A 24,481-nucleotide genomic window follows, 5' to 3' on the forward strand; every position below is an offset into this window, starting at 1 on the left:
GAGTTACAACACCATTTTTTCAATAGGAACTACTAAAATCCCTTGTGCCCCATAGGCTTTGAGCTTATCTATTACGTCCCAAAACTCATCTTCTTTCACCACAGAATGTAAGCTACTCCAGCCTTCTTCTGCTAAAGGTAGAATAGTAGGCGATTTCATACCTGGTAATGCTTTGCGAATATCTTCAAGAGCCGAATTGGGTGCATTAAGTAAGATATATTTGTTTTCCAAAGCATTTTTTACCGCCTTGATTCTAAATAATAATCGATCTAAAATGTCTTGTTTTTCTTGGTTTAATGACGGATTCGAAATAAGTACCGCTTCACTTTTGGTAACTACCTCAACTTCTTTTAATCCGTTCATTAAAAGCGTACTTCCCGTGCTTACAATATCAAAAATAGCATCTGCCAAGCCAATACCCGTTGCAATTTCCACACTACCGCCAATCTCTTCAATTAATACCTTGATGTTCTTCTTCTCAAAAGAATTTTAGGGTAACTGGTGGCTATCCTTTTGTTCTGAAAAAAGTCGATTCCTGTATAGTTTTCGTCCTTGGGAATAGCTAATGATAATTTGCAATTTGCAAAGCCCAATTTTTCTACTTCCAACACATTTTTATCTTTTTCCCATACTTCGTTTTCGCCCAAGATACCAATATCAGCTACACTTTGTTCTACATATTGCGGAATATCATCATCACGCAAAAAGAGTATTTCTACTGGGAAATTTTTGGCTTCGGCTTTTAATTTTCTATCTCCGTTAGAGATTTTGATACCACACTCCTCTAAGAGTTTTAAAGACTTTTCACTTAGTCTACCGCTTTTTTGAATGGCAATTTTTAGTCTACTCATATTTTTCTTTGTGCCCGAGTAAATCAAAATGGAGAGAAAGAAAAAACCCGCTTGATTTACTCAGACGGGTTTTTGAAATATTATGTACCAGTTACAGCATACCTCTATCACCTCGCCTAAGCGACTGAATGATGATGATAATGTAACATATTAAAATTCATTGAATCTATTCTATTTAGGATGCGAAGATAAACATTTTTTTGTTTTGTGCAATTTTTTTAGCTAAAATCACTAATTTTTAAATTCATTAGCATTTCAAATATTCGTTTTAGCACTTCAGTCCAACTTTTTGTTGATAAGGATATAAAAAAACACTAGAAAAAAAGCAATAAAATGGCATCAATTATGCCTACAAAAAAAACGAATAAATTCATACAATTTAATTTATTATACCCTAAAGCCTCAATGAGGCTTACTACAAAATAGCTGATAATTATTTTATATCCTTTTCTTTGCTAAAAATACTTTTGTTGTAATACTTCTAACATTTTAGGATTATTACCTATATAGATATCTTCTTCTCCTACAAGAAATACAGGCCGTTTTAGGAAGCTATAATGTTGTAGTAAAAGCATTTTGAAATCTTCTTCTTTCAACTCTTTCACATCTATATTGTTTACTTTAATTTGAGTAGAACGCTTACTAAAAAGCTCTTCATAAGATCTTGTAATAGCATACATTTGGGAGAGTTCCTCTTCACTTATTAGTTCACTTTTAATTTCTCTTAAGTTCCAATCCGATAAGTCTAAATTCTGCATAATCCTTTTACAAGTACTACAAGTTTTTAGATAAAAAACAGTCTTAGTCATTTTTATAGAAGTTTAATTTTATCGTCTAATATTTCTATTATTTTGTCTTTATAAAGACCTCCAATGGCTTTTTTAAAGTTTTTTTTGCTCATCTGGAGTTCTGCCTTTATTTCTTCTGGAGAGGACTGGTCAGATAGGTAAAGTAATCCATAATTTTCTTCTAGTTTATCTAATATTTTTTGCCTAAACTCATCTATATTAGTATAACCTTCAGGCTGTAAACTTACATCTATTTTACCATCTTCTCTGATATTTTTAATATAGCCCTCTATTTCATTTAACGGGTAAAGTTTTCGGTAAATCTCTGAACTATAAACCAGCCCAATATATTTTTGGTTAATGATAACATTCCAACCTAATTCTGTTTCATTCATGAGAATAAGGTTTACCTTCTCCCCTTTCTTTAATGATAAATTTTGATATTGAGGATTTCTTTTAAACTTAGTGGTTCCAGTAAGTAACCCTGTTTCTTCATCTACATAAACATAGATAAGGTAGCGTTTGCCTTCTTGCATTTTACCCTTTTGTTGTTTATACGGGACAAACAAATCCTTGATAACCCCTAAATCCATAAAAGCACCACTAGGTAATACTTGCACACAATTCAGGACAGCAAATTCATTGACTTGACAAAGAGGTATTTCCGTAGTCGCTTTGAGTATTCCTTCATCTTGATAAACAAATACCTCTAAGTTGCACCCTATCTCCATATTGGGTAAAGTGAAAATATTAGGTAGTAGGCACTGCTCACCATTAGCTGATGTTAGTAGCCAACCATTATCTGCTTTTTCTTTTATTTCGAGTGTTTGAGTAATTCCAATTTGCATTTCAAAAATATTATACCTTTGCAAAGGTAAGTTTTCTATTTATAAATTCGTTACTTTTGTTGATTCTATCTTTGGTTGCTATAGCTTGTGCTATCATAGCCACCTTTTTTGATTCTAACTGTTAAATTTACGAATTTACCTTATATATCTAGTATCTTCCCTTTGCTGCTTCTTTATATTTCCCCTATTATAATTTTATTTTTACATCTGCATTTTTTCTTCTGCGACAACAATCTTATTCATCAATTCTTAGTGTTGGAATTTACTTACATTTTATAGTTAATGATTTAAACTTTTGTGATTTAGAGCAACTAGGCTGTCATTTATGATATTTTGTGTAAATAAATTATCCTTTAATTCAGTAATAGATTTGTCTTAAAAAAACTTCGTTACCCTTTTTCTCGTAATTGTCCTTTTTATAATCTATACTACGCTGATGTTGCATTCTTGTTTCAAAAGTATTAGTCACTATAGTTCCATTTGATTCATATATAATTGATTCCAAATAAATATTCTTATGAAAATTTTGTTTTCATAAAAAAGATAAAATTGTCGTAAGTAAAAGAATTAATAAGAAAAATAAGCATTTCTTTTTGGTTGATTTTTTGGTCAAATAATGAAAATTAAACAGAAAACAGCATAAACACTATACAGCATAAATCTCCAAAAGATGAATCAAGAAGAATAATTAAAATTCCAATGAAAATAAGAAAAATAAGAAGTACTGATTTTAATATAATCCTTAATTTTTTTTACACAAAACTGCCTATATTACGAAAACTCGATACTGCTTAAGTCTTAGGACAACTCTCTCCTTTAGATTTTTCAATAACATTTCATTATGATAATCTTATTGACAATATTACTCCAACTATAAAAACAATCAACGAAAAAATAAAATCATATTTTTCACTTTTACGCTTTTCTATTTTATTATATGTATGATGCGGAAAATTCTTTATTAGCATAAAGATAGGCTCATATTTAAAAAAATATCTAAATATTACTCTTGCAAAATTTACCCAAATATAAGTCAGCAAAGGCAGAATGGAGTTCTCAAAATTGGGAGAAACTTTTATCCAAATCAGACAAATCAATAACCAAATTAGACTAAAATAAATATTTCTAAAACTATTTGAAATTCCAGTCACTAGGGGAAACCACCAAATAAAAATAAACATTATAATTTTAATTATTCTTATACTACTTTCGTTATCCATATTTTGTTGTCTCAAATAAATAAGAGATATTTCAATTAAAATAAAAATAAATAGAAAAATTAGCTTTAAAGTAGAAATTTTAGCTTTGTAGAAACCGAATTTTAGCTTTGTAATCATTGTTTTCAATACTATCTAAAAATTTTGTTAATGGTGGGAATTTGGAAACCTAAATTTTCTATAATCTAACCTTAGCAAAAATCATTTTCGCTTTTCAAACTTAATAAAAAAACGCAAACGAAATGTTTTTTGCGACTAAGAATTACAAATATTCCATCAGCCCCGCTTATTACAAATCCGATGTTATCTGGTATGCTTCTTTATGATTTTGGATAAGGTAATTGCTTTATCAAGTTCAATTAGATTGTAATTATTTTTTATTCTTTCCTGCATAGATTTTCTTTTAATGTCTAATTGGCTTTTATTTGTAATGCTTTCTCCCTCAATACTTCTTGTTCCACCTTTGTCAAATGCTTCTCACATATGTAAAACAGAGTTTTCATAATAGTTAAGTTTAATCTTACGGTATTGCTTTAAACTAATTTTTACGGGTTTTACATCATAATGGTTTTCTAAAAATTGATTGGTTTCAAATATTTCTAGAAGATTTATATTTTTTGTCAAACTATATAAAATGCCCTTTGTTATAGCTGATTTCAAAAATTAAATCTGATAATTCCTAAATTTATACAGTCCATTTGTTCACAAAACCAAGCCATCAAATTTAGTGATCACCTTTTGCGATTTGTATTCTCCTATATTTTTAATTTCTTTTGACATATTCCACATCAAAGTATCCTCAGACTCAATTTTAATCAGATTCGCTATTTGCTTGCCTAATTTCGCCTACTTTTTTGCTAATTGAATCCATTTCTAAAAAAGCATAGTTATAAAATTTCACATTTCTTTATCAATATCCAAAACCATATTCATTTCTTCAGATCCATACTTATTTTTTATATCCAATTGATAAATAAATCTGTGAGTTAAAAAAAGAAAGATAAAAGAAATTAAAGTCACCACAAATATTAATCACCTCATATTCTGCATTTTAATAATATTATTTTTAATAGTATAGCAAATAACGAAAAAAGTATTCGCGAAGGGCAGAACTGAAATAAATCTAAAATTCAATTTAGTCCAACCGTAGCAAATGCTTTTTCCACGAAACTAAATTACTAAAAAAATGTGAACCGGAAAAGCAGGTGCGACTAAATGCAACTGGTAGTTCTATTAGACATTCACCCCGCCTTTTGCAAATACTATGTTATACAACGTTTTTTAATCCCACCAAAGAAAGAAATCGTTTGTTGATTTTAATGTATTTTCTAATTCAATTATATCACCAACTCCTTGGTCAACAATATCAGGACAAAAATCATACATTTCTTTTGCAAACTTACTTAAATCCTTTGGTTTGGATTTGAATTCTCCAGAAACGAAGTCAAAACCAACTCCGTAGATTTTTATACCATAATACGAATCCCAAAGTTTTAACCTTTCAATAATTTGAGGTGTATAAATATCATAGTTTACTGCATTCGTTGCCTCGAATAAAAGAGGTTCAAATTTATTTTTTGATTGTAATATTGTAATTGTGTCATCTCCGCGTCCATAATTTTCTTCAGATTTGTAAATTATTAAGCCTTTTGTGAGAAGTTGTTCATTTAAATTTCTCACAATATCCGAAGCATCATTCGCTTTCGCAGTAATTTTTATTGCCTTCGGCAGATTTTTAGAGTATGCTTTTAAGGATTCAAAATTTTCAAAAAGCATTTCTCTGTCAGAATGTCCTATTGTTCTTTGAAATTCGCTTGTTGAATTTTTTTTGATTTTTAGTGCAGTTTCTTGGTCTAAATTTATTTCTTGAATTAGTTTCAATTCATCTGCTGAAAGTTTTTGCTCATTGCAAGAAGTTAGACCTAAAAAACAAAGAAAAGATAAAAAAATATTTCTCATATCAGGGGGCATAAATGTCGTATAACGGTTGAGTATTTGCGAAGGGCGGAACTGAAATGAACCTTAAGTTCAATTCAGTTCAACTGTAGCAAATGCTTTCTCAATGTCACTAAATTAAACAAAATTGTGGGAATGAAAAGCATTTTGCGAATAAATATCACTAAATCTTCTACTATTCCCTAACCCCCGCCTTTTGTAAATACTATATTAGCCATAGTTCTCTCAAAATTATGGTTCCGTTTGATTATCTATTTGGGGCTGTTCCATGAAATTGTACCCAATATCATAAGTATATTTATCAGACTTAAAATACCTACCATCTGAATAGATAACACTTTTTATTTCAAAATCATCCTCACTATAAAATGTTAATTTGTATTTTGGAGTAATATCTTTTGAAACTATTCTACCGTTTCTTATTTCGTTTAGAAGTAAAAATTTTTCAGACTGTGAAACATGCAAGAGTTTGTTGCGTTTGGAAATTGAAAAACTAGTCGAATTTGGAAATCCAACAATTGGACTTAGCTTCTTTAATTTCATTTTTTGATAAGCATACATTGCTTTTCGGTATGCTATTATAAATTCACTTGGTGCTTGAGTAGCATAATCAAAAATTGTTTTGACTACTTTTTTATTTTTAACAAATGTTACAGTTACTGTATTTAAATCAGTAATGGGAGCTGAATAATTACATTCAAGACTTAATATATTTGATTTTTTAAATTCTTTTTCAATTAATTTATATTCAGATTTAGGTATTTTCGAAATATAAGCACCATTAATAAGGTTGTAATCTTCTCCTAAGTAATATACATCGCCATTGCTATTGAATTCAATGTCCATAATCGGACAAGTTCCATAGCATCCAGAAGATGAAATTATTATTTTGTCGTAAAATTCTTTGGAATTTAATTGGTAATTGGCTTTAGCATATTTAATATAAAAGTCTTTGTGACTTTGAAGAATTAAAGTATCTGTTGTTAATGAAATGATTTTGTAATTACTCCAGGATTTACGTATTGGATCGAATATTTTAAGACTATCATCTTTAATTTTATATTGAGTTGAGTCTCCAACATATCTAATTCTTTGCTCATTTCTTGGCTTATCTTCGTTCACATCAAAGAAACCTAATTTATCAATTACGGTCCCGTTTTTTTTGAAAATAAATCCCCCAAGAATTTTAAAAATTTGCAAAGGAGGCTCTTCAGTTCTATTATTTTGCTTCTCTACATCTTTTTTCTCTACGAGATTCCATTCTCCTATGATTTCTTTTTCCAATTGTTTTTGTTTCTCAGATTTACAAGAAACAAACACTAATAAAAGCAACAGTATTTGAAGTATAGTTTTCATAGAATTACGGCCAACAGTTCTGTTTTTATCACAATTCAATTATTAATTCTTTTTCATATCCATTATATTTTTCATCAATATAACCATGCGGATTACAAATTATTCTAGTTTTTCCGATATTATATTTTGTTGGGGTATGGATGTGTCCATGTATCCAATATTCTGGTTGATATTTAAGTATCAAATCCTCTAGATCCGAAGCATAGGCAGAACTTAAGAAATCGTCTTTAAATTCATCAGGAATAGATTTTGGACTTGGTGCATGATGAGTTATTACAATATTCCTAAACTCCTTAGACACTTCCAAACTTTCTTCTAACCAAATTTTTGAGAATTGATGGAGTTTAAATGTATCAATAGTCCTCATCTTTGAATATGATGGATCTTTACGAATCATTTTATAATCATTCATCTTATCTTGACATAGTATTCCATACTTTATAGGACTTCCAAATAGAGAAAAATCAGTCCAAAGAGTTGCACCATGAAATCTTATCCCATCAATTTCCAATCTATCATTTTCTAAAACAAAAACATTACTACCTTTTGATGCTTCTTTGATTTTGTTTAAAGTTTTTGGGTGAGAACCCTTATAGTACTCGTGATTTCCAAGCACATAAATTACAGGGATATCTTTAATTTTTGTTTTTATCCAATCTATTCCTTTAGTCCCTATATTTATATCTCCTGCTAAAATCAATAAATCAGCACTATGAAAACTTAATTCATATGTCCCAAATTCTTGATGTAAATCACTAATTATCTGTACTTTCATAACACATTCCCAATCTTCTATAAAACCTTATCAATAATTTTCACCATTTTAACTTCAGCTCATCATTGATGAAACTACAATAAATTTATATATTTTCTCGCTTTCACCATTCCAAAAGTCGGAAATTTTATATTTCTCAAACCTCAATTCACAATTTTTCACATCAAAAAAAGGAGCCCAAGAAATAAAATCATTTTTGATTTTTTTGTGGCTCCTTAGCGCATAGTTTTCCGCCTGATTCCTATTAAATCCTATTGAAACTAGCTCATTTTTTATTATCTCAAAGTTCATTGAGTTTAATTTTTTGATATGATTGATAATATCTTTAACTAATCTACAGTTCCATATTTCAACTTCAACTTTTATGTTATTTAGTAAACAAACGGAAGCAACGGTTCCCATTTTTTCTACTATTTGATTTTGAAATAGTACTATTGTTCCATTTTCATTGGTTTTCAGAGGGAATATGTTAATCCACTCATTTTCGTTTTGAAAAATTTTAATTCCAAACAATATTTCCTTTTCAATGATTCTGCTCTGTATATCTACAATTTTAATTTCAACTTTGTATGGAATCTTCATAATTAGCCAATGATACTATAAAACTCAACCTTTAGCTACAGGATAACGCTCTGTAAAACAACCAAAACAATGTTTATCCGAGCCTAAAATAGCTTTAAGATTTTCTAAACTTAAAAACTCTAGGGTATCCACACCTAAATAGTTTCTTAGTTCTTCTAAACTCATATTGGCAGAGATTAAATCATCTTTCGTAGGCGTATCTATCCCCAAATAGCACGGTGCAATAATAGGCGGAGATACACTTCTAAAGTGGATTTCTTTAACTCCAGCATCTTTTAAAATCTTCACCAATCGTTTGGAAGTTGTCCCTCTTACAATAGAGTCGTCTATAATTACTACTCGTTTCCCTTTAATTTCGGAAATAATAGGGTTAAGTTTTAAATTCACTATTCGCTCTCTCATCTCTTGTGTAGGCACGATAAAAGAACGACCAATATATCTATTTTTAATTAAAACAGGACGAAACGGAATGCCCGATGCTTTAGAAAACCCAATAGCTGCTGGTACTCCAGAATCAGGAACACCTATAACAATATCAGCTTCTACAGGAGCTTGTTCCCAAATTTTCTCCCCAGATTTTTCTCTAATTTCGTGTACATTTATCTGCTCCATCTCGGAGTCTGGTCGTGCAAAATAGATGTACTCGAAAGAGCAAATATTTCTTTCACAATCATTTTTTACCATGTAAGATTTTAGCCCTTCTTCGTTTTCACCTGTGTAGATGATTTCTCCAGGTTTAATATCTCTTACATAGGTAGCTCCCACAGCGTCTAAAGCACAACTTTCAGAAGCAACTACATAGGTATTCCCTTCTTTCATCTCCCCTAGTACCAACGGACGAATGCCGTTAAAATCTCTAAAAGCAAAGAATTTGTTTCGGGTCATACCCACCACAGAGTAAGCTCCTTTTATCTTCTCCATCGTTACCTTTATTGCTCCACGAAGCCCTAAATCTAAGTTCTTTTGGATAAGTCTTAGGATAACTTCAGAGTCGGAAGTTGCTCTAAAAACCACCCCCTCTGCTTCTAACTCTTGCTTTAGTTCCATAGCATTGGTTAGGTTGCCATTATGAGCTATGGATAGGATAATTTGGTCGTACTCATTTTTAGCGAAAAACGGCTGATAGTTGTATTTTTTCTTATCCCCAGCAGTGGTATATCTGGTATGCCCTATTACAGCATTACCCATAAAATCTTCGGGGTCTTTAATTTCTTTATAGACATCTAAAACAAGCCCTTCATCTTTAATGTTGATGATTTTTCCGCTGTTACTCACAGAAATACCACAAGCCTCTTGACCTCTGTGCTGAAGAGCAAAAAGCCCAAATTGAGACAATGAAAAGGTATCCAAATTGTCTTCTGAATACAGTCCAAAAATACCGCACTCTTCTTGTGGAGCGTCTAAAGCCTCTTCTTGTTTTGTTCTCAACAGATTTCTCCCATACGGACGATGTTGAAACTGTTTTAAATAAGTTTCCTTATGTTCAGTTAAGTTTTTCATTAGTTAATATATCCTAAATATGGGTTAGTTATGCTAACACTTTTTTTAGTCTTTCGTAAATTTCCTCGTATGCCTCTGTAACACCACCTAAATCCCTTCTAAAGCGGTCTTTATCCAGTTTTTTCATTGTATCTTTATCCCAAAGTCGGCAAGTATCAGGAGAAATTTCATCAGCTAAAATGATTTGTCCGTCCGATGTTTTACCAAGCTCTATTTTGAAATCCACTAAGATGATATTCATTTTATCAAATAACTCAATTAGAATTTGGTTGATTTTATCCGTTAAGGAATACATCTCGTCTAGTTCTTCTCTCGTAGCAGCTCCTAGAAATATGGCGTGATAATCGTTGATTAGTGGGTCTCCCAACTCATCTTTTTTATAGCAAATATCAAAAATAGTAATAGGAGATTTGATGCCTTCTTCCATACCTAAACGCTGTGCCATACTTCCCGCAGAATAGTTTCTCACTACCATTTCTAGTGGAATAATATCCACCTTTTTCACTAACTGCTCTCTGTCGTCTAGCTGTTTAATAAAATGGGTAGGAATCCCTTTCTCGTTAAGGTATTGAAAAATAAGCGTTGTAATGGCGTTATTCATTTGCCCTTTCTTATCTACTTGTCCTTTTTTTTGAGCATTAAATGCCGTAGCATCATCTTTAAAACGAACAATCACCTCGTCTGCTTTATCCGTAGCGAATACCTGTTTCGCCTTACCTTCGTAAAGCATAGCTCCTTTTTGACTCATTTTTATACTTTTTATTTATTTATTATTTTTCTAAAACATTCACTCAATTTAATCTCTGAAATAAGAAACCCCGTTCTTAAATATATTATGATAGTTTGCCGTTGGGATATTCTTCATCAATCCTTCTGCATAGCGTTCAGGGTGTCCCATTCTACCGAATATCTTACCGCAAGGGCTGGTAATACCCTCAATCGCAAATAGAGAATTGTTAGGATTGTATGGCATACCGTGAGCAATAGCTCCGTCTAAATCTACATATTGTGTCGCAATTTGTCCATTCTTGTATAATTGAGTAATCACTTCTTCTGATGCCATAAATCGTCCCTCTCCATGGGAAATAGGAATGGTATAAATCTCCCCTTTCATACCTTTAAGCCAAGGGCTATCCTCATTAACCACCTTCACATTAACCATTTGAGAAATATGTCTGCCGATACTGTTATGAGCCAAAGTAGGGGAATTTTGGTCTAAATCTCTAATCTCACCATAAGGTAATAGACCCGATTTTACCAATGCTTGGAAGCCATTACAGATACCGATAATCATACCATCTCTTTCCAAAAGTCGGTGTACAGCCTCACGCATTATATCATTCTTAAGCACATTTACGATGAATTTGGCAGAGCCATCTGGTTCGTCTCCGGCGGAAAAACCACCCGAAAAAGCCAAAATTTGGGATTGGTCTATCTCCTTAGCCCACGCTTTGATACTCTCTTGCAAAGCATTGTGGTTAAGATTAACCAGTGGCTTCATAGAAACCTCTGCTCCTTCTTTTCGGAAGGCATTAAGTGTTTCATACTCGCAATTAGTACCTGGGAAAACAGGCGTGAATACCTTTGGTTTGGTAATATGATGTTTTTTAATGATAATCGTTCTAGGTTCAATAGAATTGAGTTGGGTATCTAATTCTAGCTCTATTTTTTGTTTTTCCTTTGTTGGGAAAAGCGTTTCAAAAGTTTGGCAATAGACCTTCTTCAAATCGTCTATATCAAAACTATCATTGTTGATTACTAATTTTTTATCATTGCTAACTTCACCTATCTTTTGTAGTAATTGGTGAGATAAAGGCTCTGTACTTTCAATAAGTAATCCACCAATATTTTTTTCTAATAAAGCTGTATCATTAGCATTAACTATCGCTCCTAACCCATTTCCAAAAACCATTTTAGCTAATCCCACAGCAAGACCACCTTCTTTTATGGTTTTTACAGAAACGATTTTTTTATCTTTAATTTGATTGAAAATATAGGTGTATATTTCCTTTAAATCATTATAATTAGGAAGTCCTTTAGCTTCTTCTGTTTCTTGAAATTGATGATAGAAATGATAAATTAAATTTCCTGCTTTTTTAAATTCAGGCGAAATGATATTTGATTTCTGACCATCTGCACACGCAAACGAAATAAGTGTAGGCGGTACATTGATGTCTTGATAAGTACCAGACATAGAGTCTTTCCCTCCAATAGCGGCTAACTCAAAGTTCATTTGAGCATGATAAGCTCCTAGCAACGAGGCTAATGGTTTCCCCCATTTATCTGGATTTTGCCCAAGTTTTTCAAAATATTCTTGGAAACTTAAACGAATTTTGCGGAAATCTCCACCCATTGCCACAATCTTAGCTACACTTTCCACCACGGCATTAGCCGCTCCTACCATTGAGTTTTGTTCCGAAATGGCAGCATCAAATCCCCAACTGGCTAAAGAAACAGTTTCTATATCCTTAGCCTCCATAATTGGTAAAGTTTGAACGCTTCCCTCCATTGGTGTTAATTGATGTTTTCCACCTAGAGGCATCGCTACCGTAGTTGCTCCCACGCTAGAGTCAAACATTTCTAATAACCCTTTTTGAGAGGCTACATTTTTATCAGCTAATAATTTTTTAAAGTTAGTTTCGTTAAATTCTAACCTTTCTGTCTGTACTTCTTGAAGGTGATTAACCGCTACTTCTTGTTTTTTAGAACAGCCATTGGTATCCAAAAATGTACGGCTTAAATCCACAATCTTATCACCTTTCCAAAACATTTGCATTCTGCCAGAATCTGTAACTTTAGCAACTTCTACTGCCAAAATATTCTCTGTCTTACAAAAGCTGATGAATTTATCTTTATCGTTGGCATCTATTACCACCGCCATTCTCTCTTGGGATTCGGATATGGCTAATTCGGTTCCGTTAAGCCCTTCGTATTTTAAAGGAAGAACATCAAGATTAACCTCCAAATTTTCAGCTATTTCGCCTATTGCTACCGAAACCCCTCCAGCACCAAAATCATTTGATTTTTTAATTAACTTTGTAACCTCTGGATTTCTGAAAAGCCTTTGTATTTTTCTCTCCTCTACAGCATTACCCTTTTGTACCTCGGTAGATAGTGTATGGATAGAAGTTTCGTCTTGCTCTTTAGAACTTCCAGTAGCACCTCCTACGCCGTCTCTACCTGTAGCACCTCCTAAAATAATGACTAAATCTCCTGCCTTAGGTTGCTCTCTTTTTACCCAATCTACGGGTACAGCTCCTACTACAAAACCAACTTCCATCCTCTTAGCACGATAGCCTTCGTGATAAATTTCGGAAACTTGTGTCGTCGCTAAACCAATCTGATTTCCGTAGGACGAATAGCCATTAGCCGCTTGTTTGGTAATTGTTCTTTGAGGCAGTTTACCTTTGAGCGTGTTTTCCATAGGCTCTAATACATCTGCCGCTCCCGAAAGACGCATCGCCTGATACACAAACGAACGCCCAGATAACGGGTCTCTGATAGCACCACCTAAACAAGTAGATGCTCCACCAAAAGGCTCTATTTCCGTAGGGTGATTGTGAGTTTCGTTTTTAAATAAAAGGTACCAAGGCTCTTTTTTACCATCAAATTCAGCATCTATTTTGATCGTACAAGCATTGATTTCGTCTGAAACCACAAGATTATCTAGTTTTCCCATTTTATGGAAATATTTAGCACAAATAGTAGCCAAATCCATTAACGAAACAGGTTTAGCTTCTCGTCCTAAAAACGCTCTTTTTTCTAAATAATCTTTAAAAATATGTTCTAAAGTAGCCTTAAACTGTCCCTCAAAACGAATGTCTTTAAGTTCTGTTTCAAAGGTGGTGTGTCGGCAATGGTCACTCCAATAAGTATCTAAAACTTTAAGCTCTGTTTCTGTTGGATTTCTCTGTTCTGACTTAAAATAATCTTGTATATAAGCTAAATCGTCTAACCCAAAGGCGAAGTTTTGCTCTGTATAGAACTCCTTTAGTTGTGATTCGTTTAAAGTGATAAAATCATTATAAACTACAACTTCTTTAGGCGTTTCCTCTTTTGGGATTTCCAATTTAGAAAGGTCTTTCTCTTGCGACTCTACTCTATTGATGAGTAAATCTTTTACTTTTTGTAGTTCCTCTTTATTGATACCCTCTATTTCTACTAGCTTTCCGCTTCTTACTTTAGCTTGGATATTTTCTGTTAGCAATACAATACATTGCTGCGCAGAATCTGCCCTTTGGTCATATTGCCCTGGTAGAAACTCCATAGCAAAAGATGAACTCTTAGCAGGATTTTCATAATGCAAAACATCGGTTACAGGGTCTGCAAATACATTATATACTACCTTATCAAAATCAGTATCATTAAGTCCAAAAACATCGTAGATGTTATAAACCTTCACCTGCTTAATATTAGGTAATATATTTTTTATTTCATCGAAAATTTTGGGACTTTCTACATCAAAAATCCCTCTTTTTTCTATGTAAATCCTTTTACTCATTATTAGATTTTTTAGATTTTCTTTTTTCAAAAATTAGAATGTTCCAAAAATACTCAATTTTTGACACTTTCTAAAAATATGAGAATAACTATTTTGTTTTTTCTTAAAAAATACAACAAAAAAGCCGCTACTAGATCCCCTAGCAACAGCCTTTATGTTAATAACAAGTTCAAACCATTTTTAGTCTAAATCTTCGTCATCATATTTTTCTAATTCAGCATCGCACCACTTAAATGCAGCCTCTACAGCTTTAGTAGCTTCGTCCGCAATACTTTCCTCATCATCTCCTTCTAAATCATCTAGCCACTCTACTTCTTCCTCTTCCACATTAAGAATGAATCTAGGGTACTCGGTGTGAACTACGAATAAGTCTTCTGGAAACTCTGTGTTGTCCGCTAATAAAAATTTAGGTAATTTCATTGGTTTTAAAATTTTGATATTCTAACTTTAGAATCTTGTTCTGCAAAGATAAACAATTATTTCTGTTAATCTGAATTAAATTTTGTTAATTTTTAGAAAACATACGAGCTACTTTTTCAGCCTTTTTAGTTTCGGTATAATCGTAAAAACCTTCTCCCGACTTTACCCCCAATTTTCCTGCCATTACCATATTTACCAATAGTGGACACGGGGCGTACTTTGGATTTTTAAAGCCATCATACATAACATTAAGGATAGCTAAACAAACATCTAAACCTATAAAATCTGCTAATTGTAATGGTCCCATAGGATGAGCCATACCTAACTTCATCACGGTGTCTATTTCTTCTACTCCAGCTACATTATTGTATAAAGTTTCTATAGCTTCGTTTATCATTGGCATCAGGATTCTATTGGCTACAAACCCAGGATAATCATTAACTTCCACAGGGACTTTTGACAAGTCTTTTGATATTTTATAAACCACATCAAAAGTTTCTTTAGAAGTAGAATAACCTTTGATAATTTCTACTAATTTCATAATAGGAACAGGATTCATAAAATGCATTCCTATAACTTTATCAGGTCTTTGTGTTACCGCTGCAATCTGAGTGATGGATATAGATGATGTATTGGTTGCGAGAATGCAATACTCTGGAGCTAAAGCATCTATTTGTTTAAAGATATTCAACTTCAGTTCTGTATTTTCAGTAGCGGCTTCTACAATCAAATCAGCACTTTTAACAGCATTTTCTAAGGAAGTGTTTTTGGTAATATTGTTTAGCGTTTCTTCTTTTTGAGCTTCGGTAAGATGTCCTTTAGAAATAATTCTATCTAAATTTTTAGAAATAGTATTAACACCTCTGTCTAGTGCTTCCTGCGAAATATCTACTAAATTGACTTTAAAACCATTTTGAGCAAAGGTATGGGCTATCCCATTGCCCATTGTTCCTGCCCCTATTACTACAATATTTTTCATTTGTATTTAATTATAAATTTTAATTACTAAAAATAATACAAATTCTTAATAAACACAAATAAAAAAGAGGGAGTTTTAATTACTCCCTCTTTAATATTGATAACAAAAAAATTAAACATTTATTTTACTTGGTCTACAACAGCTTTGAATGCTTCAGGGTGGTTCATTGCAAGGTCTGCAAGAACTTTTCTGTTCAACTCGATGTTGTTCTTTTTAAGAGCTCCCATAAACTGAGAGTAAGACATTCCGTATTCTCTGCATCCTGCGTTAATACGCATAATCCAAAGGCTTCTGAAATTTCTTTTCTTCTCTTTTCTACCACGGTAGGCATATTGCATTGCCTTTTCCACGGCATTTTTAGCAACAGTCCAAACATTTTTTCTTCTACCGAAAAAACCTTTAGCTTGTTTCATTACTTTTTTTCTGCGTGCTCTTGACGCTACAGAATTTACTGATCTTGGCATAATTTAATAATTTGTTTTTTTGAAATGGGCGAAGTTTTAACACTTTCTTAGTGGCACCATTTCAGGGTTAAACTTGTTTGAATTTTTTGAATTCTTATAAACCGAATCACTGATTTATAAAAACTACTTGATGGCTAATTGCTTCAAAACGCTTTTCTCGTCAGATGAATGAACATAAGAAGTTTGCGTAAGATTTCTCTTTTGCTTAGTTTCCTTCTTAGTCAAGATGTGACTTTTGTAAGCATTTTTTCTTTTGATTTTACCAGTTCCGGTAAGAGCAAAACGCTTCTTAGCTCCTGATTTCGTTTTTAATTTTGGCATTTTTTTGCTTTTTTATTGTTTTGTTATCAATATATATTTATTTCGTTTTCTTAGGACTCATCATCATAATCATTCTTTTGCCCTCTAATTTAGGTAGCTGATCCACTTTCCCAACGTGCTCTAAATCTTGAGCAAGTTTTAATAAAAGTATTTCTCCTTGATCTTTGAAAACAATAGAACGCCCTTTAAAAAACACATAGGTTTTAAGTTTAGAACCTTCTTCTAAGAACTTTTCGGCGTGTTTTTTCTTAAATTCGTAGTCGTGGTCATCGGTTTGAGGTCCAAAACGAATCTCTTTTACCACTACTTTTACTTGTTTAGCTTTAAGCTCTTTTTGTTTCTTCTTCTGCTCATAAAGGAACTTTTTATAATCCATAATACGAGCGATGAAAGGCTCCGCTTTATCAGATATTACTACCAAGTCTAGTTCTTGTTCTTCTGCCAATTCTCTAGCTTTGGCTAGCGGATATATACCTGGTTCTACATTATCCCCTACAAGGCGAACCTCTTTAGCACGGATTTTTTCATTAATCATGTGCGCATCCTCCTGCTGGCGACGCGGTGCTGACCTGTTAATTTTTTTTCTAATTGCTATGGCTTTATAATTTTAATTGTTAGACCTTACTTTATAATCTTTGCTTCGTTTTTAAAATACGCTACGAAGCCCTCTATACTCATTTCTCCTAAATCTCCTTCTCCTCTTTTTCTTACAGATACAGTTTGATTACCTGCTTCATTCTCTCCTACAATGAGCATAAATGGTATTTTTTTCATCTCTGCATCACGGATTTTTCTACCCGTTTTTTCGTTTCTCTCATCTACCAGTCCGCAAATATCGTGATTTTCTAATAATTGTGAAACTTTTTTAGCATAATCTGTATATTTTTCACTAATTGGAAGTAATATATATTGATCTGGACTTAACCAAAGTGGGAAATCACCTGCTGTATTTTCTATTAAAATAGCAATAAATCTCTCCATAGACCCAAAAGGTGCACGGTGAATCATAATAGGGCGATGTCTTTCGTTATCGCTACCTACATAGGTTAAATCAAATCTTTCGGGAAGATTGTAATCTACCTGTATAGTTCCAAGCTGCCAACTTCTACCCAAAGCATCTTTAACCATAAAATCTAATTTAGGTCCATAAAACGCTGCTTCCCCGTACTCTACAACGGTATTAAGCCCTTTGTTCTTAGCTGCTGTGATAATCGCAGATTCTGCTTTCTCCCAATTTTCTTCGGAACCAATGTATTTAGCTCTGTTCTCTTTATCTCTTAACGATACCTGTGCAATAAAGTCTTCAAACCCCAAAGATTGGAATACATAAAGCACCAAATCTATTACTTTCTCAAATTCCTCCAATAGTTGGTCTGGCGTACAGAATAAGTGGGCATCATCTTGAGTAAATCCTCTTACTCTGGTAAGCCCGTGTAATTCGCCGCTTTGTTCATAACGATATACTGTGCCAAATTCCGCATATCTTTTAGGTAAGTCTTTATAAGACCATTGTTGTGCTTTATAAACTTCACAGTGATGTGGACAGTTCATTGGTTTTAATAAAAACTCCTCTCCTACGTGCGGTGTTTTTATTGGTTGGAAGCTATCTGCTCCATATTTTTCGTAATGCCCAGATGTTTTGTACAATTCTATGTTTCCGATATGTGGAGTCATTACAAATTCGTAACCGCCTTTTCTTTGTGCTTCTGAAAGGAAATTTTCTAACTTTTTTCTAAGAGCCGCTCCTTTAGGTAACCACAGCGGTAATCCTGCTCCTACCTTTTCAGAAAAAGTAAACAAACCTAATTCTTTCCCCAATTTTCTGTGGTCTCTACGTTTAGCCTCCTCTAGTCTTTCTAGGTATTCTTTAAGGTCTTTTTGTTTAGGGAAAGATATTCCGTAAACCCTAGTCAATTGTGGATTTTTCTCATCGCCACGCCAATAAGCCCCTGCAGCGTTAAGTATCTTAACTGCTTTAACAATCCCAGTAGAAGGTATATGCCCTCCTCTACATAAATCAGTAAAATCATCATGAGAACAGAAAGTAATTTCTCCGTCATTAAGATTTTCTATCAATTCCGTTTTGTATGGATTGTCAGCATATTCTTTCAAAGCCTCTGCTTTGGAGATAGCATAAAGTTTAAAGGTAGAGTCTTTCTTGGCATTTTCTAGCATCTTTTGCTCTATCTTTTCAAAATCTTTTTCAGATAATGTTTCGTTTCCAAAATCTACATCATAGTAAAAGCCATTTTCTATGGCAGGTCCAATGGTAAGTTTAGCCTCTGGATAATACGCCAATATTGCCTGTGCCAAAAGGTGAGCAGAAGAATGCCAAAAAGCCTTCTTTCCCATATCATCATTCCATGTAAGAAGTTGTACCGTAGCATCTTCGGTTATTGGGGTGGTTACTTCCACTTGTTTATTATTTACCATGGCCGAAATGGTATTTCTAGCCAACCCTTCACTAATAGATTTTGCTACTTCTAAAGGAGTTACTACTCCTTCAAATTCTCTGATACTTCCGTCAGGGAGTGTGATTTTTACCATTATTTTAATATATTTTTATAAATAAAACACAAAGTTACAAAAAGTTTTTTACCGTAGAAACATATTATTTTAAATTTATGGTAGTCATCAATAAAATTAAAAGTACATCAAATCAATTTTAACTTGGATAAAATAAATTTCAGATTTAACATTGTCTTTTAATAAAAAAATATTACATTTGCTGGGTGAAAACAAATAGTGTAATACAAAAGTGGTGGTGTCAAACTCTTAAGCAGGGTCTGAACTTCTATCGTATTTAGCTTTTTGGGTGAGAAAACAAATTTAAGGGTAGTAACAAACAATAAAGACTTCTGCGGATTATCGTAGGAGTTTTTTATTTTAAATAGATTTAATAAAAATGATTAGTATTAAAACAGAATCCAAGTCCCTTATGGGGGATCTACATACTCCAATGGGAGTTTATCTAAAACTTCGTGATGCATATAGAGATACTATTCTTTTGGAAAGTACAGAACATAACGCAGATAACGGTAGCTATTCTTTTATAGGCGTAAATGCGATTGCTGGTATAGAGGTAAATAATTATGAAAGTTATGAAATTAAATTCCCCAACCAGCCACCACAAAAATTAAACTTTCAAGAAGGTATTCTTCTAACTGATGTACTCCAAAGTTTTGCAGAAAATTTCAAATGTGAAGAGGTGGAAAGTGCTATTGATAAGGTAGCTCAAGGGTTTTTCGGTTATACGAGTTACGAGGCTATTCCTTTTTTTGAATCTATTCAGTTTAAACCTCAAAACAAAGAAACGGAAATCCCAATTCTTAGATATAGATTTTACCAATATATCATTGCTTTTAATCACACCAATGATGAAATGAGAATTATAGAGAATAAGATAGAGGGGGTAAATTCGGAAATATCTTATTTAGAAGATATTATCAATCATAAATCCATAGCAATATATCCGTTTGAAAGCGTAGAACAAGAAACTTCTAACCTTGAAGATGCAAAATTTTTAGAAATGGTAAAACAAGCTCAAAAACACGCTTTTAGAGGAGATACTTTCCAAATGGTGCTTAGCCGAAGATTTCAGCAAAAGTACAGAGGTGATGAGTTTCAAGTATATAGAGCTTTAAGGAATATCAATCCTTCGCCATATCTATTTTTCTTTGATTATGGTGATTATAAATTGATGGGTTCTAGTCCTGAAAGTCAGTTAATTATAAAAAATAAAAAAGCCATTATTCACCCTATCGCGGGTACTTTTAAAAGAACGGGAAATATTCAGGAAGATTTAGCGGCGGCAAAAGACTTAAAAGCCGACCCAAAAGAAAATACAGAACATACGATGTTGGTAGATTTAGCTCGAAATGACCTTAGTAAATTGGGGAAAAATGTTAGCGTTTCTAAACTAAAGGAAATCCAGTTTTTTTCATCAGTGATACATATGGTAAGCGAAGTAACTGCCGAATTGAGCGACAATATTAACCCTTACGAAATGATAGCCACTACCTTTCCACAGGGTACATTGAGTGGTGCTCCTAAATACAAAGCTATGGAACTTATTGATTTATACGAGCCTACTTCAAGAGGATATTATGGAGGCTGTATTGGTTTTGTAGGCTTTGATGGGACTTGCAACCAAGCGATTATGATTAGAACTTTTTTAGCCAAGAACAATCATCTTTATTATCAAGCTGGAGCTGGAGTTGTGGCGAAATCTTCTCCAGAAAGCGAGCTACAAGAGGTTAATAATAAACTAAATGCCCTGAAAAAAGCCATTAAAAAAGCAGAAACTCTAAAATAGAGCTTAAAAATTTAAACACAAGAAAATGAAAATATTAGTATTTGATAATTACGATAGTTTTACCTATAATTTAGTTCAAATGATAGAGCAGATTACAGGTACTGAGGTAGATGTTTTTAGAAACGATAAAATTCCGTTAGAAGATATAGAGCAATATGATAAGATAATACTTTCGCCAGGACCTGGTATTCCTAGCGAGGCAGGACGATTGTTAGAGGTTATTAAAACCTATGCTCCTACTAAATCCATTTTGGGAGTTTGCCTTGGGCAACAAGCCATTGCGGAGGCTTTCGGAGGATGTTTGGTTAATTTAGATAAAATCTATCACGGTGTGGCGACACAAGCCGAAATTATAAAGACAGATGCTCTTCTGTTTCAAAATATGCCGAAAAATATAGAAATAGGCAGATATCATTCTTGGGCTGTAAATCTTGAGGATTTCCCTTCGGAATTAGAAATAACTGCTGTTGATGATGAAGGTATGATTATGGCACTTCAACACAAAACTTACGATGTACACGCCGTTCAGTTTCATCCTGAGAGTATTTTAACACCTTTAGGAAGAGCTATTTTGACTAATTTTCTAAATGCTTCATAGGAGCTGTTTGTAAAAAATAAATTATGAAACAAATATTAAAATATCTATTTAATCATCAGACACTTAGTAAATCGGAGGCGAAGTCTGTTATGATAGAATTGGCTCAAAATAAATTTAATGAGACCGAAGCCACGGCTTTTATAAGTGTTTTTATGATGAGAGCCATCACTTTAGAAGAGTTGATGGGTTTTAGAGAGGCCTTGCTCAATCTGGCTACTCCAGTAGATTTAGGAACTCAAGACTTAGTGGATATTGTAGGCACAGGAGGCGATGGCAAAAATACCTTTAACATTTCTACCTTAGCCTCTTTTATCGTTGCAGGAGCTGGACAAAAAGTGGCGAAACATGGTAATTATGGAGTTTCTTCGGTAAGTGGTTCTTCTAATGTGTTGGAACTTTTAGGATACCAATTTAAAAATAATTCAGAAGGACTAAAATCAGATTTAGAAAAAGGGAATATCTGTTTTCTTCACGCACCGTTGTTTCATACTGCCTTAAAATCGGTAGCACCTCTTAGAAAAGCGTTGGGACTTAGGACTTTCTTTAATTTATTAGGACCTTTAGTTAATCCCGTTCAGCCCAAATACAGTATGATAGGCGTTTATAATTTGGAGATAGCGAGGCTTTATCAGTATTTATTGCAAAAGGAAAATGCCGAATTTATGCTTGTCCACGCCTTAGATGGCTATGATGAAATTAGCCTTACCCAAGATACCAAAATTTTTGATAAAAACGGAGAATACATTTATTCCGCCGAAGAATTAGGGTTTAAAAATATTTCAGAAGACCAAATTTACGGTGGCGAGACAAAAGAGGAAGCCGCAGCTATATTCCTTAATATATTAGACGGCAAAGGCACTCCAGAACAAAACGCCGTCGTTTTAGCCAATGCAGCAATGGCACTTTATAATACTAAAAAATATGGGGATTATCAAAACTGTTTTGAGTTAGCAAAAAGAAGTTTGTTAGAAGGAAAAGCTAAAGATTGTTTAAATAAAATAATAGCCTAATGGAAACAAAAAATAAAGAACGATGTGGCTGGGTAACCAATGATGAAATTTACATCAATTACCACGATACAGAATGGGGAGAGCCTGTTTTTGAAGATAAAAAACTCTTTGAAATGCTTTTGTTAGAAGGGTTTCAGGCAGGATTGAGTTGGATAACTATTTTGAAAAAGAGAGAAAATTTCAGACAAGCCTTTGATGATTTTAACTATACCAAAATCGCCACCTACAACCAAGCTAAACTCGAAGAATTACTCTGCAATACAGGGATTATCCGCAACAGATTAAAGATAGAATCTTCGGTTAAAAATGCCAAGGCTTTTATAAAAGTTAGAGAAGAGTTTGGCACTTTTTCCCAGTATATATGGCGTTTTGTGGAGCATCAGCCAATTAAAAATGAGTTTAAAAACCTATCAGAAGTACCCGTCTCTACCCCGCTATCAGATAAAATATCCAAAGATTTAAAAAAGAGAGGGTTTAAATTCGTAGGGACTACCATTATTTATGCCTTTATGCAAGCCATCGGTATGGTAAACGACCATATACAAACTTGTTACAAACACTCTAAAAGCCCAAATTAAATGACCATATTAGACAAAATAGTAAATTGCAAACAGGAAGAAATCCAACAAGCAAAAAAGCAAACACCATTAGAAAAGCTCAAGGATACTCCGTTTTTTCACCAGCCTACACGAGGTTTTATTGAGAGTTTAGAGTCCAATCCATACGGGATTATAGCCGAGTTTAAAAGGAAATCACCCTCTAAAAACAACATCAACATAGAGGCTAAAATCCAAGCGATTTTACCGCTATATAAGGCATACGGAGCGGCTTGTGTGTCTGTATTGACAGATACGTCTTTTTTCGGGGGAAGTTTAACCGATTTGGAAGAAGCCAATACTTACGATATACCTTTGCTAAGGAAAGACTTTATTGTCGATGATTATCAAATTTATCAAGCCAAAGCCTACGGTGCAGACTGTATTTTACTTATAGCCAATATTTTGACTAAATCCCAGATTGAAGACCTTACAGATACGGCACACCACTTGGGATTAGATGTGTTATTGGAATTTTATAGTGGTGAAGATTTTGATAAATATTATTCCAAATTAAAAATGGTAGGTATTAACAACCGAAATCTCAATACTTTTGAAGTAGATTACGAACACGCCATTAGAATGCGAAACCAATTGCCTGAAGGCACTTTAAGCGTTGCCGAAAGTGCCATTTATAGCTCTGAAATTTATAAAAAACTAAAAAACAATGGCTTTGACGCTTTCTTGATGGGCGAATATTTTATGAAACAAGACCATATTGGAATGGCTTTACAATCTTTTATTGAAGAAATAAAATAAAAAATGAAATCTGCACCTAAAATAAAAGTTTGTGGACTTACCGATTTGAATCAAATTCGGGAAATTATAGATTTAAAAATCGATTATCTCGGCTTTATATTTTATAAAAAATCACCAAGATATGTATTGAATCATTTAGTACTTAAGGAAATCGCTTCGTTAAAGCATAGGCAAAAAGTGGGCGTTTTCGTAAATGAAACCAACGAAAAAATAGTGCAAATCGTTACGGAGGCTCGACTTAATTTGGTTCAACTACACGGCGATGAAACTTCTGATTTTATTCGTGATTTAAAGAGTAAACTTCCACAAGAAATCCAAATTATAAAAGCGATACGGGTGGGAGAAACCGTTCCTGATATTTCGGAATTTTCAGAATTATCTGAAATAGACTTTTTACTTTTTGATACGAATAGTAAAGCCTTTGGCGGAACAGGTAAACGATTTGATTGGCAACTACTGAATAAGTTAAACCTCACAAAACCTTATTTTCTAAGCGGTGGTATTTCTAATGAGAACATTGGCAAAATCTCAACCATTAAACAAAAACCAATCGCTTTAGACATCAATAGTAAATTTGAAGTTTCCGCAGGCAATAAAGATGTGGCACTTATTAAAAATTTTAAATTAAGTTTGTATCAATAGAAA

The 24,481-nt window shown here is 33.2% G+C and carries 22 protein-coding genes and 1 pseudogene; 6 read left to right on the forward strand and 17 right to left on the reverse strand.

The genetic code is table 11. From position 1 onward, the window contains the following. Nucleotides 1–3: 3 nt before the first annotated feature. From hisG to thrS, 17 genes and pseudogenes are all read right to left on the reverse strand, one after another. A pseudogene (gene hisG / locus D1003_RS01630) lies at nt 4–851 on the reverse strand (ATP phosphoribosyltransferase). A gap of 455 nt (nt 852–1,306) precedes the next feature. Continuing rightward, entirely contained in the window at nt 1,307–1,660 is a 354-nt protein-coding gene (locus D1003_RS01635; RefSeq protein WP_221410911.1) for an arsenate reductase family protein, read from the reverse strand. Between the two features lie 2 nt (nt 1,661–1,662). Then, nucleotides 1,663–2,487, reverse strand: a complete 825-nt coding sequence (locus D1003_RS01640; RefSeq protein ID WP_153935459.1) for a S1 RNA-binding domain-containing protein — start codon at nt 2,485–2,487, stop codon at nt 1,663–1,665. Nucleotides 2,488–3,326: 839 nt separating this feature from the next. Further along, nucleotides 3,327–3,824, reverse strand: coding sequence for a hypothetical protein (locus D1003_RS01645; RefSeq protein ID WP_153935460.1), 498 nt, complete (start codon nt 3,822–3,824; stop codon nt 3,327–3,329). 1,161 nt (nt 3,825–4,985) lie between these two features. Then, nucleotides 4,986–5,663, reverse strand: coding sequence for a DUF4253 domain-containing protein (locus D1003_RS01650; RefSeq protein WP_185148322.1), 678 nt, complete (start codon nt 5,661–5,663; stop codon nt 4,986–4,988). Between the two features lie 228 nt (nt 5,664–5,891). Then, nucleotides 5,892–7,016, reverse strand: coding sequence for a DUF6438 domain-containing protein (locus D1003_RS01655; RefSeq protein WP_221410912.1), 1,125 nt, complete (start codon nt 7,014–7,016; stop codon nt 5,892–5,894). 28 nt (nt 7,017–7,044) lie between these two features. Next, entirely contained in the window at nt 7,045–7,791 is a 747-nt protein-coding gene (locus D1003_RS01660; protein ID WP_153935463.1) for a metallophosphoesterase, read from the reverse strand. A gap of 54 nt (nt 7,792–7,845) precedes the next feature. After that, nucleotides 7,846–8,373, reverse strand: coding sequence for a hypothetical protein (locus D1003_RS01665; protein WP_153935464.1), 528 nt, complete (start codon nt 8,371–8,373; stop codon nt 7,846–7,848). 24 nt (nt 8,374–8,397) lie between these two features. After that, nucleotides 8,398–9,873, reverse strand: coding sequence for an amidophosphoribosyltransferase (gene purF, locus D1003_RS01670; RefSeq protein WP_153935465.1), 1,476 nt, complete (start codon nt 9,871–9,873; stop codon nt 8,398–8,400). A gap of 28 nt (nt 9,874–9,901) precedes the next feature. Beyond that, nucleotides 9,902–10,621, reverse strand: a complete 720-nt coding sequence (purC, locus tag D1003_RS01675; RefSeq protein ID WP_079208059.1) for a phosphoribosylaminoimidazolesuccinocarboxamide synthase — start codon at nt 10,619–10,621, stop codon at nt 9,902–9,904. 48 nt (nt 10,622–10,669) lie between these two features. Continuing rightward, nucleotides 10,670–14,374 carry a phosphoribosylformylglycinamidine synthase gene (locus tag D1003_RS01680; protein ID WP_153935466.1) on the reverse strand — a complete coding sequence of 1,235 codons (3,705 nt, stop codon included), beginning with the start codon at nt 14,372–14,374 and terminating at the stop codon, nt 10,670–10,672. A 180-nt stretch (nt 14,375–14,554) separates the two neighbouring features. Further along, nucleotides 14,555–14,794 carry a hypothetical protein gene (locus D1003_RS01685; RefSeq protein WP_004918972.1) on the reverse strand — a complete coding sequence of 80 codons (240 nt, stop codon included), beginning with the start codon at nt 14,792–14,794 and terminating at the stop codon, nt 14,555–14,557. Between the two features lie 85 nt (nt 14,795–14,879). Continuing rightward, complete coding sequence (locus D1003_RS01690) at nt 14,880–15,773, reverse strand: 3-hydroxybutyryl-CoA dehydrogenase (RefSeq protein WP_153935467.1); 894 nt, start codon at nt 15,771–15,773, stop codon at nt 14,880–14,882. Nucleotides 15,774–15,892: 119 nt separating this feature from the next. After that, nucleotides 15,893–16,237 carry a 50S ribosomal protein L20 gene (rplT, locus tag D1003_RS01695; RefSeq protein WP_004918977.1) on the reverse strand — a complete coding sequence of 115 codons (345 nt, stop codon included), beginning with the start codon at nt 16,235–16,237 and terminating at the stop codon, nt 15,893–15,895. A 123-nt stretch (nt 16,238–16,360) separates the two neighbouring features. After that, a complete protein-coding gene (gene rpmI / locus D1003_RS01700; RefSeq protein WP_004918979.1) occupies nt 16,361–16,558 on the reverse strand; it encodes a 50S ribosomal protein L35 in 198 nt (65 codons plus the stop codon). A 37-nt stretch (nt 16,559–16,595) separates the two neighbouring features. Then, nucleotides 16,596–17,093, reverse strand: a complete 498-nt coding sequence (gene infC / locus D1003_RS01705; protein ID WP_052911051.1) for a translation initiation factor IF-3 — start codon at nt 17,091–17,093, stop codon at nt 16,596–16,598. A gap of 86 nt (nt 17,094–17,179) precedes the next feature. Beyond that, entirely contained in the window at nt 17,180–19,105 is a 1,926-nt protein-coding gene (gene thrS, locus D1003_RS01710) for a threonine--tRNA ligase (protein WP_153935468.1), read from the reverse strand. Nucleotides 19,106–19,463: 358 nt separating this feature from the next. On the opposite strand from thrS, the gene D1003_RS01715 reads away from it, so the two are divergent. The 6 genes from D1003_RS01715 to D1003_RS01740 are packed head-to-tail and all read left to right on the forward strand — an operon-like array spanning nt 19,464 to nt 24,478. Further along, entirely contained in the window at nt 19,464–20,873 is a 1,410-nt protein-coding gene (locus D1003_RS01715; protein ID WP_153935469.1) for an anthranilate synthase component I family protein, read from the forward strand. 25 nt (nt 20,874–20,898) lie between these two features. Next, nucleotides 20,899–21,471 (forward strand): aminodeoxychorismate/anthranilate synthase component II, encoded by a 573-nt coding sequence (locus tag D1003_RS01720; protein WP_153935470.1) that lies wholly within the window; start codon nt 20,899–20,901, stop codon nt 21,469–21,471. A gap of 23 nt (nt 21,472–21,494) precedes the next feature. Then, entirely contained in the window at nt 21,495–22,481 is a 987-nt protein-coding gene (gene trpD / locus D1003_RS01725; protein ID WP_153935471.1) for an anthranilate phosphoribosyltransferase, read from the forward strand. Then, nucleotides 22,481–23,059 (forward strand): DNA-3-methyladenine glycosylase I, encoded by a 579-nt coding sequence (locus tag D1003_RS01730; protein ID WP_153935472.1) that lies wholly within the window; start codon nt 22,481–22,483, stop codon nt 23,057–23,059. The genes trpD and D1003_RS01730 overlap by 1 nt, the downstream gene beginning before the upstream one ends. Further along, complete coding sequence (gene trpC, locus D1003_RS01735; protein ID WP_153935473.1) at nt 23,060–23,836, forward strand: indole-3-glycerol phosphate synthase TrpC; 777 nt, start codon at nt 23,060–23,062, stop codon at nt 23,834–23,836. Nucleotides 23,837–23,839: 3 nt separating this feature from the next. Beyond that, nucleotides 23,840–24,478, forward strand: a complete 639-nt coding sequence (locus D1003_RS01740; RefSeq protein ID WP_153935474.1) for a phosphoribosylanthranilate isomerase — start codon at nt 23,840–23,842, stop codon at nt 24,476–24,478. Nucleotides 24,479–24,481: the final 3 nt, after the last annotated feature.

This window comes from Riemerella anatipestifer, assembly GCF_009663465.1.
Taxonomy (GTDB): domain Bacteria; phylum Bacteroidota; class Bacteroidia; order Flavobacteriales; family Weeksellaceae; genus Riemerella; species Riemerella anatipestifer_C.

Bases quoted from the DNA above. Each gene is read 5' to 3' on its own strand.
- D1003_RS01635 (WP_221410911.1), bottom strand. From the start codon at position 1,660: ATGACTAAGACTGTTTTTTATCTAAAAACTTGTAGTACTTGTAAAAGG.
- D1003_RS01640 (WP_153935459.1), bottom strand. From the start codon at position 2,487: ATGCAAATTGGAATTACTCAAACACTCGAAATAAAAGAAAAAGCAGAT.
- D1003_RS01645 (WP_153935460.1), bottom strand. From the start codon at position 3,824: ATGATTACAAAGCTAAAATTCGGTTTCTACAAAGCTAAAATTTCTACT.
- D1003_RS01650 (WP_185148322.1), bottom strand. From the start codon at position 5,663: ATGAGAAATATTTTTTTATCTTTTCTTTGTTTTTTAGGTCTAACTTCT.
- D1003_RS01655 (WP_221410912.1), bottom strand. From the start codon at position 7,016: ATGAAAACTATACTTCAAATACTGTTGCTTTTATTAGTGTTTGTTTCT.
- D1003_RS01660 (WP_153935463.1), bottom strand. From the start codon at position 7,791: ATGAAAGTACAGATAATTAGTGATTTACATCAAGAATTTGGGACATAT.
- D1003_RS01665 (WP_153935464.1), bottom strand. From the start codon at position 8,373: ATGAAGATTCCATACAAAGTTGAAATTAAAATTGTAGATATACAGAGC.
- purF (WP_153935465.1), bottom strand. From the start codon at position 9,873: ATGAAAAACTTAACTGAACATAAGGAAACTTATTTAAAACAGTTTCAA.
- purC (WP_079208059.1), bottom strand. From the start codon at position 10,621: ATGAGTCAAAAAGGAGCTATGCTTTACGAAGGTAAGGCGAAACAGGTA.
- D1003_RS01680 (WP_153935466.1), bottom strand. From the start codon at position 14,374: ATGAGTAAAAGGATTTACATAGAAAAAAGAGGGATTTTTGATGTAGAA.
- D1003_RS01685 (WP_004918972.1), bottom strand. From the start codon at position 14,794: ATGAAATTACCTAAATTTTTATTAGCGGACAACACAGAGTTTCCAGAA.
- D1003_RS01690 (WP_153935467.1), bottom strand. From the start codon at position 15,773: ATGAAAAATATTGTAGTAATAGGGGCAGGAACAATGGGCAATGGGATA.
- rplT (WP_004918977.1), bottom strand. From the start codon at position 16,237: ATGCCAAGATCAGTAAATTCTGTAGCGTCAAGAGCACGCAGAAAAAAA.
- rpmI (WP_004918979.1), bottom strand. From the start codon at position 16,558: ATGCCAAAATTAAAAACGAAATCAGGAGCTAAGAAGCGTTTTGCTCTT.
- infC (WP_052911051.1), bottom strand. From the start codon at position 17,093: ATGATTAATGAAAAAATCCGTGCTAAAGAGGTTCGCCTTGTAGGGGAT.
- thrS (WP_153935468.1), bottom strand. From the start codon at position 19,105: ATGGTAAAAATCACACTCCCTGACGGAAGTATCAGAGAATTTGAAGGA.
- D1003_RS01715 (WP_153935469.1), top strand. From the start codon at position 19,464: ATGATTAGTATTAAAACAGAATCCAAGTCCCTTATGGGGGATCTACAT.
- D1003_RS01720 (WP_153935470.1), top strand. From the start codon at position 20,899: ATGAAAATATTAGTATTTGATAATTACGATAGTTTTACCTATAATTTA.
- trpD (WP_153935471.1), top strand. From the start codon at position 21,495: ATGAAACAAATATTAAAATATCTATTTAATCATCAGACACTTAGTAAA.
- D1003_RS01730 (WP_153935472.1), top strand. From the start codon at position 22,481: ATGGAAACAAAAAATAAAGAACGATGTGGCTGGGTAACCAATGATGAA.
- trpC (WP_153935473.1), top strand. From the start codon at position 23,060: ATGACCATATTAGACAAAATAGTAAATTGCAAACAGGAAGAAATCCAA.
- D1003_RS01740 (WP_153935474.1), top strand. From the start codon at position 23,840: ATGAAATCTGCACCTAAAATAAAAGTTTGTGGACTTACCGATTTGAAT.